Annotated in this window: 17 protein-coding genes; 10 read left to right on the top strand and 7 right to left on the bottom strand. The window is 39.4% G+C overall.

The annotated features are described in order from the left end of the window. Positions 1–25 precede the first annotated feature (25 nt). Positions 26–616, bottom strand: coding sequence for a hypothetical protein (locus tag ACNKXV_RS12340; protein WP_417908044.1), 591 nt, complete (start codon positions 614–616; stop codon positions 26–28). Positions 617–696: 80 nt separating this feature from the next. Here ACNKXV_RS12340 and ACNKXV_RS12335 point away from each other — a divergent pair, with 80 nt between their 5' ends. The 5 genes from ACNKXV_RS12335 to ACNKXV_RS12315 all read left to right on the top strand — a co-directional run bounded on the left by ACNKXV_RS12335 (position 697) and on the right by ACNKXV_RS12315 (position 5,324). After that, the gene (locus tag ACNKXV_RS12335; protein ID WP_417908043.1) at positions 697–1,578 is read left to right on the top strand and encodes a PPK2 family polyphosphate kinase; all 882 of its coding nucleotides are present in this window, start codon (positions 697–699) and stop codon (positions 1,576–1,578) included. 60 nt (positions 1,579–1,638) lie between these two features. Next, positions 1,639–3,057 carry a M20/M25/M40 family metallo-hydrolase gene (locus tag ACNKXV_RS12330; protein ID WP_417908042.1) on the top strand — a complete coding sequence of 473 codons (1,419 nt, stop codon included), beginning with the start codon at positions 1,639–1,641 and terminating at the stop codon, positions 3,055–3,057. 82 nt (positions 3,058–3,139) lie between these two features. Further along, positions 3,140–4,504, top strand: coding sequence for an MATE family efflux transporter (locus ACNKXV_RS12325; protein ID WP_417908041.1), 1,365 nt, complete (start codon positions 3,140–3,142; stop codon positions 4,502–4,504). 5 nt (positions 4,505–4,509) lie between these two features. Next, a complete protein-coding gene (locus tag ACNKXV_RS12320; protein ID WP_417908040.1) occupies positions 4,510–4,740 on the top strand; it encodes a hypothetical protein in 231 nt (76 codons plus the stop codon). Continuing rightward, a complete protein-coding gene (locus ACNKXV_RS12315) occupies positions 4,740–5,324 on the top strand; it encodes a phosphatase PAP2 family protein (RefSeq protein ID WP_417908039.1) in 585 nt (194 codons plus the stop codon). The genes ACNKXV_RS12320 and ACNKXV_RS12315 overlap by 1 nt, the downstream gene beginning before the upstream one ends. Here the strand turns inward: ACNKXV_RS12315 and meaB are convergent. Continuing rightward, positions 5,307–6,383: a methylmalonyl Co-A mutase-associated GTPase MeaB gene (gene meaB / locus ACNKXV_RS12310; RefSeq protein WP_417908038.1), complete on the bottom strand. Its 1,077-nt coding sequence runs from the start codon at positions 6,381–6,383 to the stop codon at positions 5,307–5,309. The genes ACNKXV_RS12315 and meaB overlap by 18 nt on opposite strands. A 92-nt stretch (positions 6,384–6,475) precedes the next feature. Here meaB and ACNKXV_RS12305 point away from each other — a divergent pair, with 92 nt between their 5' ends. Further along, the gene (locus ACNKXV_RS12305; protein ID WP_417908037.1) at positions 6,476–6,901 is read left to right on the top strand and encodes an organic hydroperoxide resistance protein; all 426 of its coding nucleotides are present in this window, start codon (positions 6,476–6,478) and stop codon (positions 6,899–6,901) included. A 3-nt stretch (positions 6,902–6,904) separates the two neighbouring features. Here the strand turns inward: ACNKXV_RS12305 and ACNKXV_RS12300 are convergent, their stop codons facing one another. Beyond that, positions 6,905–7,498, bottom strand: a complete 594-nt coding sequence (locus ACNKXV_RS12300) for a DUF2911 domain-containing protein (RefSeq protein WP_417908036.1) — start codon at positions 7,496–7,498, stop codon at positions 6,905–6,907. 176 nt (positions 7,499–7,674) lie between these two features. On the opposite strand from ACNKXV_RS12300, the gene ACNKXV_RS12295 reads away from it, so the two are divergent. The 4 genes from ACNKXV_RS12295 to ACNKXV_RS12280 are packed head-to-tail and all read left to right on the top strand — an operon-like array spanning position 7,675 to position 10,888. Next, positions 7,675–8,220, top strand: coding sequence for an RNA polymerase sigma factor (locus ACNKXV_RS12295; RefSeq protein WP_417908035.1), 546 nt, complete (start codon positions 7,675–7,677; stop codon positions 8,218–8,220). Next, positions 8,204–8,812, top strand: a complete 609-nt coding sequence (locus tag ACNKXV_RS12290) for a hypothetical protein (RefSeq protein WP_417908034.1) — start codon at positions 8,204–8,206, stop codon at positions 8,810–8,812. The genes ACNKXV_RS12295 and ACNKXV_RS12290 overlap by 17 nt, the downstream gene beginning before the upstream one ends. Beyond that, the gene (locus ACNKXV_RS12285) at positions 8,793–10,172 is read left to right on the top strand and encodes a DUF4097 family beta strand repeat-containing protein (RefSeq protein ID WP_417908033.1); all 1,380 of its coding nucleotides are present in this window, start codon (positions 8,793–8,795) and stop codon (positions 10,170–10,172) included. Before ACNKXV_RS12290 ends, ACNKXV_RS12285 begins: the two co-directional genes overlap by 20 nt. Positions 10,173–10,210: 38 nt before the next feature. Further along, entirely contained in the window at positions 10,211–10,888 is a 678-nt protein-coding gene (locus ACNKXV_RS12280) for a peptidoglycan DD-metalloendopeptidase family protein (RefSeq protein ID WP_417908032.1), read from the top strand. Between the two features lie 33 nt (positions 10,889–10,921). Here the strand turns inward: ACNKXV_RS12280 and ACNKXV_RS12275 are convergent, their stop codons facing one another. From ACNKXV_RS12275 to ACNKXV_RS12260, 4 genes are all read right to left on the bottom strand, one after another. Then, the gene (locus ACNKXV_RS12275) at positions 10,922–11,398 is read right to left on the bottom strand and encodes a DUF4199 domain-containing protein (RefSeq protein ID WP_417908031.1); all 477 of its coding nucleotides are present in this window, start codon (positions 11,396–11,398) and stop codon (positions 10,922–10,924) included. A 118-nt stretch (positions 11,399–11,516) separates the two neighbouring features. After that, a complete protein-coding gene (gene secA, locus ACNKXV_RS12270) occupies positions 11,517–14,870 on the bottom strand; it encodes a preprotein translocase subunit SecA (protein WP_417908030.1) in 3,354 nt (1,117 codons plus the stop codon). A gap of 88 nt (positions 14,871–14,958) precedes the next feature. Beyond that, a complete protein-coding gene (locus ACNKXV_RS12265) occupies positions 14,959–15,180 on the bottom strand; it encodes a DUF2795 domain-containing protein (RefSeq protein ID WP_008272287.1) in 222 nt (73 codons plus the stop codon). Between the two features lie 152 nt (positions 15,181–15,332). Beyond that, positions 15,333–15,905 (bottom strand): cob(I)yrinic acid a,c-diamide adenosyltransferase, encoded by a 573-nt coding sequence (locus ACNKXV_RS12260; protein WP_417908029.1) that lies wholly within the window; start codon positions 15,903–15,905, stop codon positions 15,333–15,335. Positions 15,906–16,335 lie beyond the last annotated feature (430 nt).

Raw genomic sequence — 16,335 nt, 5'->3', positions numbered from 1 at the left:
GATCACAGGTTTTTACACCTTTCGATTATTCTTTTGGAGGATCGTATCTTAAAAAGTACATGGTGTCTCCACTTGGATGTTGCCATTCATGGAACAGGTTGAATCCAAATTTTTGATAAACCAGGGCATTTTTTCGCATTCTGGTTTCAGCATACAGAGGTAAATTATACAATTTGGCTCTGCGGTAAAACTCATCTTTCATCTCTTTCCCAACCTGCTTGTCGGCACCTCGGGAATCTTTTAAAATACCCCAGAACCAGCAGTAAAGATATTCACCTTCCTGTGGTCGCTGTTTTTTAATGTAATCCTGAGTTTTGATAATTTTATAGGCATTCTTAACCCCGGTAACATTTACTACCAGTTTCAATTGAGACCAGAGATCTTTCCAGATGTTATTATCTTTTTTACTTGTCTTAAAAAGAATGGCGATGCCCTGCCGGTTTTCTGAGATGATAAGAGCATCTTTTTCAATGGCTTTGTCCACCATATGAGTGGCCAGATAACGGAACCTTGGGTCACGGTTTCCACCTTTTTTAACCACATCCATTGAAGATGGGATTTCTTTTAAAAGGGTAGTAACCTTCTCAATAATATCTTTTCTTTCTAATTCGTCCAAGCTGAAAATAATTTGCTGCGAAGATAAAAAAAATAAACTCTCGTAAAGATTGTATATTTAAAGGAGAAATTTTTTAATAAATGAAGAAAATAGACCTTTCCCAGTTTAAAGTAGAACAACCTGTTGATTTAAGAAAAAAACCTACCAGTGTAGATCTGGACGCTTCTAAAGAGAAGATCGAAGATAAGCTAAAAGACGTTCGAAAGGAGCTTGGAGAGTGGCAGGATATCCTTTATGCTTACCACAAATATTCTGTTCTACTCTGTTTTCAGGGGATGGATACCGCGGGAAAAGATAGCCTGATAAGAGAAGTCTTTAAGGATTTTAACAGCAGGGGAGTAGTGGTCCATAGTTTCAAGACTCCATCAGATAAAGAATTGAAACATGATTACCTGTGGAGGCATTATCTCGCTTTACCGGAGCGTGGTAAATTTGGAGTGTTTAACCGTACGCATTACGAAAATGTACTGGTTACAAGGGTTCATCCGGAATATATTCTGAATGAAAATCTACCCGGAATAAATTCTATTTCAGATATCGATGCTGAATTCTGGAAAAAACGCTTTGAACAGATCAGAAATTTTGAAAAGCACATTGCCGAAAACGGTACTATCATATTTAAATTTTTTCTGCACCTCTCCAAAGAGGAACAACGGCAGCGATTGTTAAGAAGGTTAGATAAGCCTAATAAAAACTGGAAGTTTTCACCCGGAGATCTTAAAGAAAGAAAGTTATGGGATAAATATCAGGATTGTTATGAAGCTGCGATTAATAAAACTTCTACAGAAAAAGCGCCCTGGTTCGTAATTCCGGCCGATGATAAACCCACTGCACGTTATCTGGTCGCTAAAATTCTGCAGGAGGAACTTCAGAAATATGAAGAAGTAAAAGAACCGGAACTGGCTCCTAAAATTAGAAAGAATATCGATGATTACAGAACTGAGCTGGAATCTGAAAAATAATCTGTAAGGCTTCTTTAAAACTTTGAAAATACCATTAATTTGCAATAAAAATTTTTTCAAATGAAAAATTGCCTGATGATACTTTTCGTTGCCATTCTTGGTAGCGTTAATATTTCTAATGCCCAAACTTCAGACTCACTAACCATTAGAAAAATATACGATATGTCCCTGCTTAATGGAAAGAGCTATGCATGGCTTGACCATTTGTCCAATGAAATTGGTGGAAGGCTGTCCGGGAGTTATAATGCACAGCGAGCTGTGGAATATACCAAAGCTCAGCTTGAAGAATTAGGTTTGGATAAAGTATGGTTACAGCCGGTTATGGTTCCCAAATGGACCAGAGGAGAGCGGGAGTTTGCCTATGTGCAAACCGGGCCGGGAGAAACAAGAAATGTAAATATTACTGCACTTGGAGGATCTATTGCCACTCCGGATGGCGGAACCAAGGCAGAGGTGATCGAAGTTCAGGGGCTGGAACAGCTTAAAGAATATGGAAAGGAAAATATAAAAGGGAAAATAGTCTTTTTTAACAGACCTATGCGTGCAGACCATATTTCGACATTTGATGCTTATGGAGGATGCGTGGATCAGCGGTATTCGGGTGCTGAAGAAGCTGCCAAATACGGAGCAGCCGGCGTAATCGTGAGATCTTTGAATCTTCGGCTTGATGATCTTCCGCATACCGGCTCCATGAGTTATGTTGATACTCCGGCAGATAAAAGGATTCCGGCGGCAGCGATCTCAACAAATGATGCGGAGTATTTGAGCGGAATGCTGAAAATTAAAAAAGATCTTAAACTATATTTTAAACTCAATTGTGAAGTTTTCCCTGATGTTAAGTCATATAATGTTATTGGTGAAATAACAGGATCTGAAAATCCTGATAAGATAATGGTAATTGGCGGACATCTGGACTCCTGGGATCTTGGAGACGGCTCTCATGATGATGGCGCCGGTGTGGTTCAGTCTATGGAAGTTTTAAGGCTGTTTAAAGAAATTGGTTATAAGCCTAAGAACACATTGCGGGTAGTATTATTTATGAATGAGGAAAATGGTTTAAGAGGTGGGAATAAGTACGCTGAGGTAGCCAGAACTAAAGGAGAGAATCACTTTTTTGCTTTGGAAAGTGATGCAGGTGGGTTCACTCCACGTGGTTTTGGGATAACAGCCACAAATGCTCAGTTCGATAAGATATTATCATGGAAGCCATTATTTGAGCCTTACCTCATACATTATTTTAAAAGAGGTGGCGGTGGTGCCGATATTAGCCCGTTAAAGGACGGGAATATAGTTCTGGCAGGACTAATTCCTGATTCTCAGAGATATTTTGATCATCATCACGCGGCCAACGATACGTTTGATGCTGTAAATAAAAGAGAACTGGAGCTTGGAGCCGCTACCATGGCTTCTCTGGTTTATCTGGTAGATAAATATGGACTGGATAATATCAATAAAGGAAAAAAGCAGTTGAAAGATTAAAGCTTTTGTACCTCAAATAAAATTAGAGTCTGGACAGAAAAGAATCCTAAAGCATTTACCTTTGCAAACTTAAAATTCAGCCTTGCAATTATCAGCCTACACAAAAGAGTTCAGTAAAAATCTGCATATAGCCTACCCGGTTATGCTGGGACAATTAGGCCATGTAATGGTTGGATTGGTGGATAATTTAATGATTGGCCGTTTAGGTGCTGCTCCTTTGGCTGCAGTTTCTTTGGGAAATGCTCTGGTTTTTATCGCCATGTCCATGGGAATTGGTTTTTCTTTTGCCATTACCCCCTTGATCGCTGAAGCTGATGGAGCTGAAGATATGGAAGGTGGAAGAAGTTATTTTCATCATGGACTTATCCTTTGCACCATTAACGGACTTCTGTTATTCCTGCTGCTTTTAATAGCCAAACCTGTTCTGTATTATCTGGATCAACCTGAAGAAGTTGTAGAGTTAGCAATCCCATACCTTAATATAGTTGCTCTTTCCATGTTGCCCTTAATGGCTTTTCAAGCCTTTAAACAATTTGCTGATGGGCTTTCCCAAACGAGATATGCGATGTATGCAACTCTTCTGGCGAATGTGGTGAATATTGTTTTTAATTATTTGCTGATCTACGGAATATGGTTCTTTCCAAGACTGGAACTGGAAGGTGCGGCCTGGGGAACTCTTATTTCAAGATTCTTTATGCTGTGGTTTATATGGGAAATATTAAGACACAGATCCAAATTCGCTGAATATTTTAAATGGTCCAAAAAGGAAATGATCAAATGGACCATCTTTAAAAGATTGCTTTCACTTGGATTTCCAACGGCCTTACAAATGTTGTTTGAAGTTGCCATTTTTACTGCTACCATTTTCCTTGCCGGGAATTTGGGAACCAATCCGCAGGCTGCAAACCAGATTGCGCTTAATTTGGCTTCCATGACCTTTATGATCGCCGTGGGTCTTGGGGTTACCGCGACCATAAGAGTGGGGAATCAAGTGGGATTAAAGAAATACCGGGAATTAAGAAGAATAGGATATAGTATATTTTTATTGGTGTTTTTGATCGAGGCAGTATTTGCTGTCCTATTTATTCTGCTGAAAGATATTTTGCCAACTTTTTATATAGACAATGTAGAAGTAATATCCCTGGCCGCCCAGTTATTGATCGTGGCTGCTTTATTTCAACTTAGTGATGGGATACAGGTGGTGATTCTTGGAGCACTTCGCGGCTTGCAGGATGTGAAGATTCCTACTGTGATCTGTTTTATTTCTTACTGGATCATCGGTTTCCCGGTAAGTTATTATTACGGGCAGGCAGAAAGGCTTGGAAGTATGGGAATCTGGTTGGGATTACTCGCCGGCTTGACATCTTCAGCATTATTACTATATTTTAGATTTAATTATTTGAGCAACAAGCTCATAAGAACAAAAGAAGACGCTTTAAACGCATAAAACATATGGAACTACCTAAATTTATACTTGGTGATAATACAGATTTTCCTGAATCAATTTTTGTTATTCATACTGAATTCCCAAGGTTCATCATAGATCTTAAGGATGATGAGGTTGAATGGCTGGAAGATTTTGACAAGGAAGATGAAAAAGAGCTTTCAAGTGAAGCTGAAGGGCTTATCACTCAGGCAAACGAATTTTACGATAGAGAAGTGAATAGATACGAGGAAGGTTAATGGGCAGGATCGCGGAATTAGACAGGGAACTATTTCTATTCTTGAATAATCTGGGAACAGAAACCTGGGACTGGTTATGGATCGCGATTAGCGATAAATGGATGGCCATCCCCTTATACGCAATTTTGCTGTTTCTGATCTTTAAAAAATTTGGATGGAAAGCCACCTTGGTTATCATGGTGGTGGTGACTTTACTAATAACCGCGACAGATCAACTGGCAAATTTATTCAAACATGGATTCGAAAGGCCGCGTCCCTGCAGGCAGGAAGGGGTTATGGAATATGCCCGATATGTAGCAGAACGTTGTGGCCGGTTTGGATATTTCTCGGCACATGCAGCCAACTCTACAGGAGTAGCGATTTTTCTGGGATTGTTATTTAAGAAACATTATCCTAAACTATTTGTTTTTTTACTCTTCTGGGCGGTAATAGTGTCTTATAGCCGAATCTATCTTGGGGTTCATTATCCGGGAGATGTCCTAACAGGAATGTTCGTAGGAGTTATATTCGGTTTCCTGTTCTATAAAATTGCCGGATATTCTATCTCTAAGATCTTAGGAGGTAATTCAGGCCAGGGACAGTAAATATTTTGCTGCAGCAAAAGCTGTGGTTTTATTTTCCTCTATTAAACTTAATTGCTCTTTTAAAGCTGCTTTAATAGTCGGCTCCTCATAGAATCTGCTCTTCAAATAATCATTCACTGTTTGGTAAAGCCAGAATTTATTCTGCTCCAGCCTGTTTTTTTGAAAATGACCATTCTCTTTTGTTTTGGAATGGAATAGCTCGATCATTTCCCAAACTTCAGAAATACCTTCATTATAAAGTGCGCTGCATAATTTAACTTCCGGTTTCCAGTCGCTTTCTTTAGGAGGGTATAATTGTAAGGCGCGACGAAATTCCAGTTTTGCATCTCTGGCTGGTTTTTGATTATCTCCATCGGCTTTGTTGATTACAATGGCATCGGCCATTTCAACGATCCCACGTTTAATTCCCTGCAGTTCGTCTCCGGCACCGGCAAGTTTCAGTAATAAAAAGAAATCGGTCATACTATGTACCGTCGTTTCACTTTGACCTACTCCCACAGTCTCGATAAGGATCACATCAAAACCTGCTGCTTCACACAGTAAAATGCTTTCACGGGTCTTTCGGGCCACTCCACCAAGCGAATCGCCACTTGGCGAAGGTCGAATAAAAGCATCTTCCATCGTTACCAGTTTTTCCATCCGGGTCTTGTCACCCAGGATACTGCCGTGAGATACCGAGCTACTTGGATCCACAGCCAGGACAGCAACCTTTTTACCTTTTTCGATCAAATAGGAGCCAAAACTTTCAATAAATGTACTTTTTCCAACACCTGGAACTCCGGTTATTCCAATTCTAATGGATTTATGAGCATAAGGCAAAGCACCTTCAACAATATATTCTGCCTGTTTCTGATTTTTTTTCTGATTGCTTTCTATAAGTGTAATGCTTCGGCCTAAGGCGGTTTTGTTACCCTTTAAAAGATCTTTCAGCAACTCTTCTTCAGAAAATTTATTTTTTCTGAAACTCCTAATCCGTTTAGCAGATTCAGCACTAACATTGGATGATGCAGGATTGCTTCCGGACTCGCTGAGTGCCGATTTATGCTGTGGTTTACTCAAAACTGGCTATAATTTTTAAGACAAAATTATGAATTGGTGTATAAATGCTTGGTATATTGAAGCAAACTAAATTAATTAAATTATTTAACGCAATGAAGAATTTATATAAAACTAAGGTAACAACATATGGAGGGCGTAATGGTCACACGCGTAGTGAAGATGGCATCCTGGATATGGAACTTAGAAAACCTAAAGGTCTTGGCGGCGAAGGAGGAGATTATTCAAATCCCGAACAACTTTTTGCTGCAGGATATTCAGCCTGTTACGGGAGTGCCCTTGAAGTAGTAGCGAAAAAGCACAAGGTAGATCTTGGAGATTACAGCGTAACTGCAACAATAAAACTTGGACAAACAGATTCCGGTAACCTGCAATTAACTGCAATCCTTGATACTTATATCCCAGGTGTTGATGTTGAAACGGGCGAAACCCTGGTTAACGAAGCTCATGAAATCTGTCCTTACTCTCGGGCGACCAGAGATAATATAGATGTAACCCTTAATTTATTACTGGACGAATAAGCTTTATTCTCCACTGATATTAAAGGCGCTTTCGGGCGCCTTTTCTTTTAAAATAGGAACCTTAATCAAAGTGTGATCCCAGGCAAATCTTAATTCAACAAACTCTCCAGACTCTTCAAAATAGATCGTGAATTGTTCCAGTTCTTCTTTTAATAGATTTACCGGTCTTTCCAAAACAAGTACATCAAAAGTTGGATCTCTGTATGCCTTCTTTTCCAGGTTGATTCCCCAGGGATACATTTGTGAATTGAAGATCACCTTCCAGCTATCTTCCATTGGGATAGTCCAAAGCGTATATTTTCCTGCGGGAAGTAAACTACCGTCAACGAGTATGTCCCGGTTTGTGGTAAATGTCGTAGCTTCATTGGCTCCCGTTCTCCAAACTTCATTATATGGAACCAGGGCTCCAAAGATCTTTCTGCCTTTTTTATAGGGCCGGTTATAAAAAATTTCCATTTTCAGATCTTTTCCTTCGTAACTTGTTAATTCCTCAGGGCTATGAGCTTTGGTGGTGTAACGAGTTAAAAACAAAAGAATAGCGACCAGGAATAGAAGGATACCGGTAATTAATAAGCCAATTTTGAGATTTCTGTTCATTCCTGCTTTTTAATTTGATCTTTCAATAATCCGGCCATAATTAGGATTATTGAGATTCGCCAATTCCTTTAAATGTAGCCATTTACCCGGAATATTAAATTTTTTTCAGAAATTTTGCAACGCGGTACTTTGGGTATCGTCTTTAAAGAGAACTAACCCTTCAAAATTAAAAGAAATTGATACAGCATAAGCTAATAGAAGCTTGTAAACAGAACAGCAGGAAAGCTCAGCTACAGCTGTACAATAAATATTGTGAGGGAATGTACTATGTGGCTTTGAGATTTATGAAAGATACGATGGAAGCAGAAGACGTGATGCAGGAAGCATTTATACAGGCGTTTTCAAAATTGTCACAATTTAAAGGAGAAGTCACCTTTGGAGCATGGTTAAAGAAGATCGTCATCAACAAATGCCTGGATAAACTAAAGGCCAGAAAACTTGAACTGGTAGCCCTTAACGAACAAACTCTTGGGGTGGTGGAAGAAAGCAATTCCTGGCAGGTAGATGATGGGATAAGCCTTGAAGAAGTAAAAGATAAAATGGAAAATTTACCTGAAAAATATAAATATCCCTTAATGCTTTTTCTGATAGAAGGTTACGACCATGAGGAAATTAGTGAAATTCTGGATATTTCTCAGGTGGCATCCAGAACTTTAGTACACAGAGGGAAAAAGAAATTACAGGAAGAACTTAAATCATTAAGTCATGGGACAGGATATTAGAGAGATGTTTCGAAATGAAGCGGCCAATGGTGATCAAAAATTACCGAATGGACATGAAAAGAGGTTTGAAGCAAGGCTTGATCGGGAAATGCATCAAAATAGGCGCAAACCACTTATTAATTTCATATCCATTGCGGCCATGATAGTGGTAGCATTGGGAATTGGCGCTTTCTTTTTCTTTAATCAGAAGTCGGACCTTGAAGGATCAGAGATTCAAATTTCTAATGCTCCGGTGGAGGAAGCAGGTGATGAAAAAAGAGAAACTTCTACTTACAGGCTTAGTGATGAATCCCCCGAATTTAAAAAAATAGAAGACTATTACATGGCAAGTTTGAATATTCAGCTGGCCAGACTGGAATTGACTCCGGAGAATAAAGAACTCATAGATGCATTTATGATAAAACTGGAAACCCTGAATGATGAATACCTCACTTTGAATGCAGAAATTAAGGAGTCCGGTTTAAATGGAGGTACTGTAGAAGCAATGATCGCGAACTTGCAGTTAAGACTGGACCTCCTCAAGAAGTTAAAGAACAAATTAAACGAAATCGAACAATCAAAAAACAATAGTTATGAGAACTATCAGGCTTAAATTAGTGATATTATCACTGCTGTTTATATCTGCAGGTAGTTTCGCCCAAACCAAAAAGTTAAGCAAGACTTATAGTGCATCAGGCGATGTGAATTTAGAGCTGGATGCAAAACATACCCATATCATCATCGAAAATTGGGATAAAAATGAAGTGCAGGTCGATGCTTATCTGGAGGGTGATTCAAAAGACAAAGAAGCGGCAAAAAAGGTTTTGGATCTTTGGAAAGTAACTACTTCCCGGGATGGTAAGACTATAAAAATTGAGTCTTCCGGCGGTGGAAATTTAGACATGGATCTGAATATGGCCGAATTGGAAGGAGCGCTGGCTGAACTTCCCGGAATGCTTGAACCTATAATGAATGATCTGGTAGAGCCTATTTTAGCCAATATTGCTGAAAATCCACTGCCGCCTGGTTTTGCGGAAGATATGCAGGGAATGAAATTCGATTACGAAGCATATAAAAAAGATGGGGACAAGTATCTGAATAGATGGGAAGCCGAATTTGAGCAAAAGTTTGGAAAGGATTTCGAGCAAAAAATGGAAAAGTGGGCAGAGAAAATGGAGCGCAATTCGGCGAAATGGGAAGAAGAATATGAGATGAAGATGGAAGCCTGGGGAAAAGATTTTGAAAAGGATATGGAAGCCTGGGGCGAAGAGTTTGGAAAAAAGATGGAAGCCTGGGGTGAAAATTTTGGGAAACAGTTTGAAGCACAAATGGCCAATGCCGATAATAAATCTCTACATCTGGGAAATACCTCCGGTCTTAGGAAAACCATCCGGATAAAAGTGCCGCAGGATACTAAATTGCAATTGAAAGTGAGACATGGAGAACTTAAATTAGGAAATGCAAAAAACCTTATAGCAAATTTGTCTCATAGCCGGCTTGCCGCAGGAAATCTTGCAGGAAAGGATACACGGGTGAAGGTGGCCTATAGTCCGGTTAAGATCGATTCCTGGAGTTATGGAGTACTGGAAACGGAGTTTGTGAAAAACTGTAAAATTGGAAAAGCAGTGAGTCTAAAACTTGATTCAAATTCCAGTAATGTAACGATCAATGAACTGAAAAAAACAGGAGTACTTTCCGGTTCTTTTGGCAAACTTGATATTAATAAATTAGGGAGGGACTTCGAAACTTTGACTATAAATCTCGAGAACAGTGATTTGAAAATGAATATCCCAGATGCTGCTTTTAACTTCAGTTATAATGGGGTACAGAGTTCCATAAAGCATCCGGGAGCTTTCAAACTTAAATCAACGAAGTCTTATGATAATGAGATCCTGAATGGCTATCATAAATCCAGAGAAGCGAGTGCCAATATTACCATCAAAGCTAATTACAGCGATGTTTTGATAAATTAGATCTTCCCATTACATTTGGCACTCTTAAGCTGAATGATATGGAAAATTTCCCCGAATTTATCAAAAGAATTACCTCCGGTTTTACCCCTGTAATTGGGGGAGAATTAAAACAGGAGGATTTCGCTTATATAGACCTTTCTGAAAGTAGTCCAGACCTGCTAAAATTGGAGGTCGCATCATCTGCCGCCTTCGATATTTTTATTGCTGAATTTTTGAAGAACAGGCAATGTAAAGCGGCTTTTGGAGGGTACAACGAACTTCGAACCTTATATAACCGAAGTGAGCTATTTAACAATTCCGAAGCCAACAGGAACATTCATATAGGCCTTGATATCTGGGTTCCGGCGTATTCAGAAATAATTTCACCCCTGGATGGAAAAATCCACAGTTTTAAGGATAATGCCAACTTTGGGGATTACGGGCCCACCATTATTTTAGAACATTGTTTTGAGGGGCGAAGCTTTTATACTCTGTACGGACATTTATCCCGTGAATCCTTGAAAAATATTAAGGAAGGACAAACAATAAAGGCAGGGGAGAAGATCGCTGAACTGGGAAATTTTGAAGAAAATGGAGATTATGCTCCGCATTTACATTTTCAAATAATTCTGGATTTAAATGGATATACGGGCGATTATCCCGGCGTGGTAAAAAAAGAAGATCTGAACGAGTATTTGAGCAACTGTCCAGATCCTAATTTATTACTGAAAATATAGAAGATTTAGTTTAATGTTTTCAGTTTAACTTATCTACTTCCGCTTCACGAATAACGAAACGAGTGCAGAGGTTACTACCCCAACCACCAAAGCAAAAAAGAATGACTGGATTATGTAGGAATATAAACTGAAATATTCTTCCGCAGCATCTTGCGATAGAGCACCTTTTTCTACAGAATGCTGGATGATGTTCTCAAAATAATCTGGAGTAATGAACTCGTGAGTTATATACTGGACAAGGGGAGACAGGATTGCTACCACAATACTTATAATGATCCCTGAAACAAAACCTTGCGACCAGGTCATCCGGCAATTATAAAAGTTCTGGCGTTTATCCAGAAGCGCGAGCACATAGATGGCTATTGCGACAAGGGCAAAGAAATTCGTGTATATCGCATGCTTGTCTATAAGCTCATCATGCCAGCCAAGACCTTTTTCGAGAAACATCCATAATAGTGATACTATGGAAAAGATGATACCCCATTTTATCTCGATGACAAATTTTTTCATGAATAGGATTGATTGGTTAGTAAGTTAAAAGTAATAAAATTCCCATAGCAGAGATAGAAAACAAAAAAATCCTGAAGTCGCAACTTCAGGATTTTTAATTTTATCTAATGTCTAACGTCTATTCGTCAACAAGTACCCAGTCTCCTTTATCAAGAAGCGGAATTGCCTGTTTGAATTTCATAGATTTGCTTTCGCCGCTCATCACGTTCTTAACCGTCACTTTATCATTTCTTCCAATTTTTGGACGGTCTCTTACCACAGTTTCAACTCTCTCCGGTTGACGCTGAGTATTTCCCGCAGCTCTGCTTTGAGCAGCTCTCTCATCCATATTAGGGATTTCCTCCTTTTTGGTTTCGATCTTTTCTTTTTGTCTCGTCTGGCGGGCTTCGTGAATATTAGGTGCTGTTGATGGGATCTCTCCTTTGAATAAGAAGGACATTACTTCCCTGTTCACATTATCCAGCATCGCTTTAAATAATTCAAAAGCTTCAAACTTATAGATCAATAACGGATCTTTTTGTTCGTGAACAGCCAGCTGAACACTCTGCTTTAACTCATCCATCTTACGAAGGTGCGTTTTCCATGCATCATCGATAATAGCCAGAGTGATATTCTTTTCAAAATCCTTGATCAGTTGTTTACCTTCAGTTTCGTAAGCTTTTTGAAGGTTTGTAACAACGCTCAAAGTTTTTGTTCCATCTGTAAACGGTACCGAAATTCTCTCGAAATTATTTCTTTCATCTTCATGAACCTGTTTGATCACCGGGAAAGCACGCTCTGCATTATGAGCCATTTTCTCATCATAATGCTTATAGGCAGCTTTATAAACTTCTCCGGCTAACTTCTGCGGATTCATTTTTTTGAATTCTTCTTCAGTCACAGGAGAACTCATTGAGAAATTCCTGATAAGTTCGAATTCAAAATTCTTATAATCGTCTGCCGCTTTATTGGTTTCAGCAATAGATTCAGAAATATCAAAGATCATATTGGCAAGATCCACTCTCAGTCTTTCACCGAACAGTGCATGGTAACGACGCTTGTAGATTACCTCACGTTGAGCGTTCATCACATCATCATACTCCAGTAACCTCTTTCGAACCCCGAAGTTATTCTCTTCAACTTTCTTCTGCGCTCTTTCAATAGACTTGGAGATCATGGAATGCTGGATAACTTCTCCTTCTTCCAGTCCCATACGGTCCATTAACTTGGCAATCCTTTCAGAACCAAATAAACGCATCAGGTTGTCTTCAAGGGAAACGTAGAACTGGGAACTACCCGGATCTCCCTGACGACCGGCACGACCTCTTAACTGCCTGTCTACTCGTCTCGAATCGTGACGCTCTGTACCAATAATGGCCAGACCGCCTGCTTTTTTAACCTCGTCACTTAACTTAATATCGGTACCACGACCTGCCATGTTAGTGGCGATGGTCACGATCCCGGATTTTCCTGCTTCAGCAACAATATCGGCTTCCTGCTTGTGGCGTTTCGCGTTAAGTACATTGTGAGGAACATTTCTAAGCTTAAGCATTCGGCTTAAAAGCTCAGAGATCTCTACCGAAGTTGTACCAATAAGTACAGGTCTTCCGGCTTTAGACAGATCTGTAACATGATCTATCACCGCATTATATTTTTCACGTTTGGTCTTATAAACCAAATCTTCTTTATCGTGTCTGGCAATAGGACGGTTGGTTGGAATTTCAACAACATCCAGTTTGTAGATCTCCCAGAATTCACCCGCTTCAGTAACCGCCGTACCAGTCATACCAGATAATTTGCGGTACATTCTAAAGTAATTCTGAAGAGTAACCGTTGCAAAAGTTTGTGTAGCGTCCTCGATCTTTACATTTTCCTTGGCTTCAATTGCCTGGTGAAGTCCGTCACTATATCGACGACCTTCCATGATACGACCTGTCTGCTCATCAACAATTTTTACTTTATTGTCTATAACTACATATTCGGTATCTTTTTCGAAAAGGGTATAGGACTTAAGCAACTGTCTAAGCGTATGGATTCGCTCACTTTTTACTGAATATTCTCTGAAAAGTTCTTCTTTCTTTTCAGCTTCTTCTTCGGTAGAAAGACCTTTATTTTCGATCTTGGCGATCTCCATTCCAATTTCAGGCATCACGAAGAAATCTGGATCATCTTTACCCGAAAGGAATTCGATCCCTTTATCGGTTAGGTCTATCTGATTACTTTTTTCTTCAATGGTGAAATACAATTCGGCATCAACCTTAGGCATTTCACGATTGTTATCCTGCATATAGTGATTCTCGGTCTTCTGCAATAATTGCTTTACACCTTCTTCACTTAGGAATTTTATAAGGGCTTTGTTTTTAGGTAAACCACGGTAAACTCTTAATAACTGGAATCCACCTTCTTTGGTATCACCTTCTTTGATAAGTTTCTTGGCATCGGCAAGCACCTTTACCAAATATTTTCGCTGGGCTTCCACGATATTTTCAATCGCAGGTTTCAGCTCCATGAATTCGTGAGTGTCACCTTTAGGAACTGGTCCTGAAATAATAAGCGGTGTTCGCGCATCATCCACAAGTACCGAATCGACCTCATCCACGATCGCATAGTTGTGCGGACGTTGTACAAGATCATCCGGAGAGTGAGACATATTATCTCTTAGGTAATCAAATCCAAATTCGTTATTGGTACCATAGGTAATATCGGCATTATAAGCCTTTCTACGAGCAGCGGAGTTTGGACGGTGATAATCTATACAATCCACACTTAAACCGTGGAATTGGAAGATAGGAGCCATCCATGCGCTATCCCTTTTAGCAAGGTAGTCGTTTACTGTTACAAGGTGAACCCCGTTTCCGGTTAGGGCGTTAAGGTACATTGGCAGAGTAGCTACCAAAGTCTTTCCTTCCCCTGTGTGCATTTCGGCAATTTTTCCCAGATGCATGGCCACACCACCAATTAGCTGAACATCGTAATGAACCATATCCCAGGTCACCGGTTTTCCGGCTGCATCCCAGGAATTGCTCCAGATCGCGTAATCATCTTCCAGGGTAACGTAATCCTTCTCTGCAGAGATCTCACGATCAAATGGAGAAGCCTTTACTTTAAGCTGAGTGTTATTGCAAAAACGTTTAGCAGTTTCTTTAACCACAGCGAAAGCCTCAGGGAGAATTTCATTTAGAACAGCTTCAGATAGCTCATAGGATTTATCCTTAAGAGCATCCACTTCAGCATAAATATCTTCTTTGCGGGTGATGTCGTTTGTCTCATCAGCCTCTATGTTCAAAGCTTGGATCTTTTCCTTTACCTCCTTGGTAGCATCTGTGATCCTGGCTTTAAATTCGGTGGTTTTAGCACGAAGTTCATCCAGGCTTAAGGCTTCCATCTTAGGTTCAAGAGCCTTGATTTTATTTACTATAGGTTGGATTTCCTTTACATCTTTCTTCGACTTATCGCCTACGAAAGCTTTTAATACGGTATTTAAAAAACTCATATTGGTTTTTTTGTTTACGGGGTTCAAATTTACGCAAAAAAAAAGCCTCTTAACGGAGACTTTTTTCTATTTTTTGCGTGTTGTTAATTTAATATTCATCCTCATTCCAGAGGTAATCCTCATCGGTGGGATAATCCGGCCAGATCTCCTCAATAGAATCATAAGAATCGCCCTCATCTTCAATGGCTTGTAAGTTTTCTACAACTTCAAGCGGTGCTCCTGTTCTAATTGCGTAGTCTATTAACTCGTCTTTGGTGGCCGGCCAGGGTGCATCACTTAAATAGGATGCTAATTCTAAAGTCCAATACATTGATTAATCGGGTTTTAAATTTTGGCAAAAATAATTTTTTTGCTTTAATAGCCAAGAAAAAAATCTATTATTTACTCAATAATATTAAGAACATACAAAATTTTGCAATTATTTGCGACTTTCGCAATAGAATTTTCAAAATTTTAGTTGAATCAGGATTTTTTAGGAATCCATTGTATTTCTTCAGCTTGTAAGGTTTTAGACAACTTCCGAGCCAGCACAAAAAGATAGTCTGAAAGTCGGTTAAGGTACACCAAAACATCGTCCTGGAAAGGTTCGATGTCATATAATGCTGTAGAAAGTCTTTCGGCTCTACGGCAGACGCAGCGGGCAATGTGACAGAATGACACGCTTTGGTGGCCACCCGGAAGTACAAAATGCGTCATCTCCGGTAATTCATCATTCATCTGATCCATTGCTTTTTCCAGTTTTTCAATATCCTCTGCTGAGATCTTAGGGATATTAAGCCTGTCTTTTCCGTTTTTCAATTTTTCTTTTTCGGGATCGGTAGCGAGGATGGCGCCAATTGTAAATAACCTGTCCTGTATCTCTATCAAAAGGTCTTTTGTGGAAGCATCAACTTTTTGATCCCTTAAGAGGCCTATATGGGAATTCAATTCATCCACGGTGCCGTAACTTTCGATGCGGATGTGATGTTTGGGAACTCTTGTACCACCAAATAATGAGGTGGTTCCTTTATCACCGGTTTTTGTATATATTTTCATTTTAAGGATTTGTTGGGTTTAAAAAACCACCAATTCGGCATTTATTATATAGTTGCTGAAAATGTAGCTTTTTTCTTATAAAAAACTGAAAAGTAAAGTTACAAAGAGTCAGAAACAATTAAGACTGAATAGCTGATAAAATAAATTTGGAATCAGGCAGAATGAGAATTGTTTTCCTTTTTTCGTTCCAGATATCGTCTGCGGAAGTTTCTTTTTTTTCTTTCCTTTTTTATTCGCTTGGTTCGGCGGGAGTTCCAGAGAAAGTAAGCCAGAAATACGGCGATGATGCAAAGATAAATCCAGGTTTCCTGGTCTAAATCAATCATTGTAAAAGTCTTAGAGAATACAAGGTAAAAAAGATATTTAGAATTTCAAACTTAGTAGTTTGGAAGATGAGATTGCGTCGCTTCGTTTCCCTCTGCTCGCAATT

The sequence above is a fragment of the Christiangramia aquimixticola genome, from assembly GCF_048285835.1.
Classification (GTDB): Bacteria; Bacteroidota; Bacteroidia; order Flavobacteriales; family Flavobacteriaceae; genus Christiangramia; species Christiangramia aquimixticola.
The sequence above is the reverse complement of the archived record's forward strand: the minus strand, read 5'-3'. Positions and strand labels throughout refer to the sequence as shown.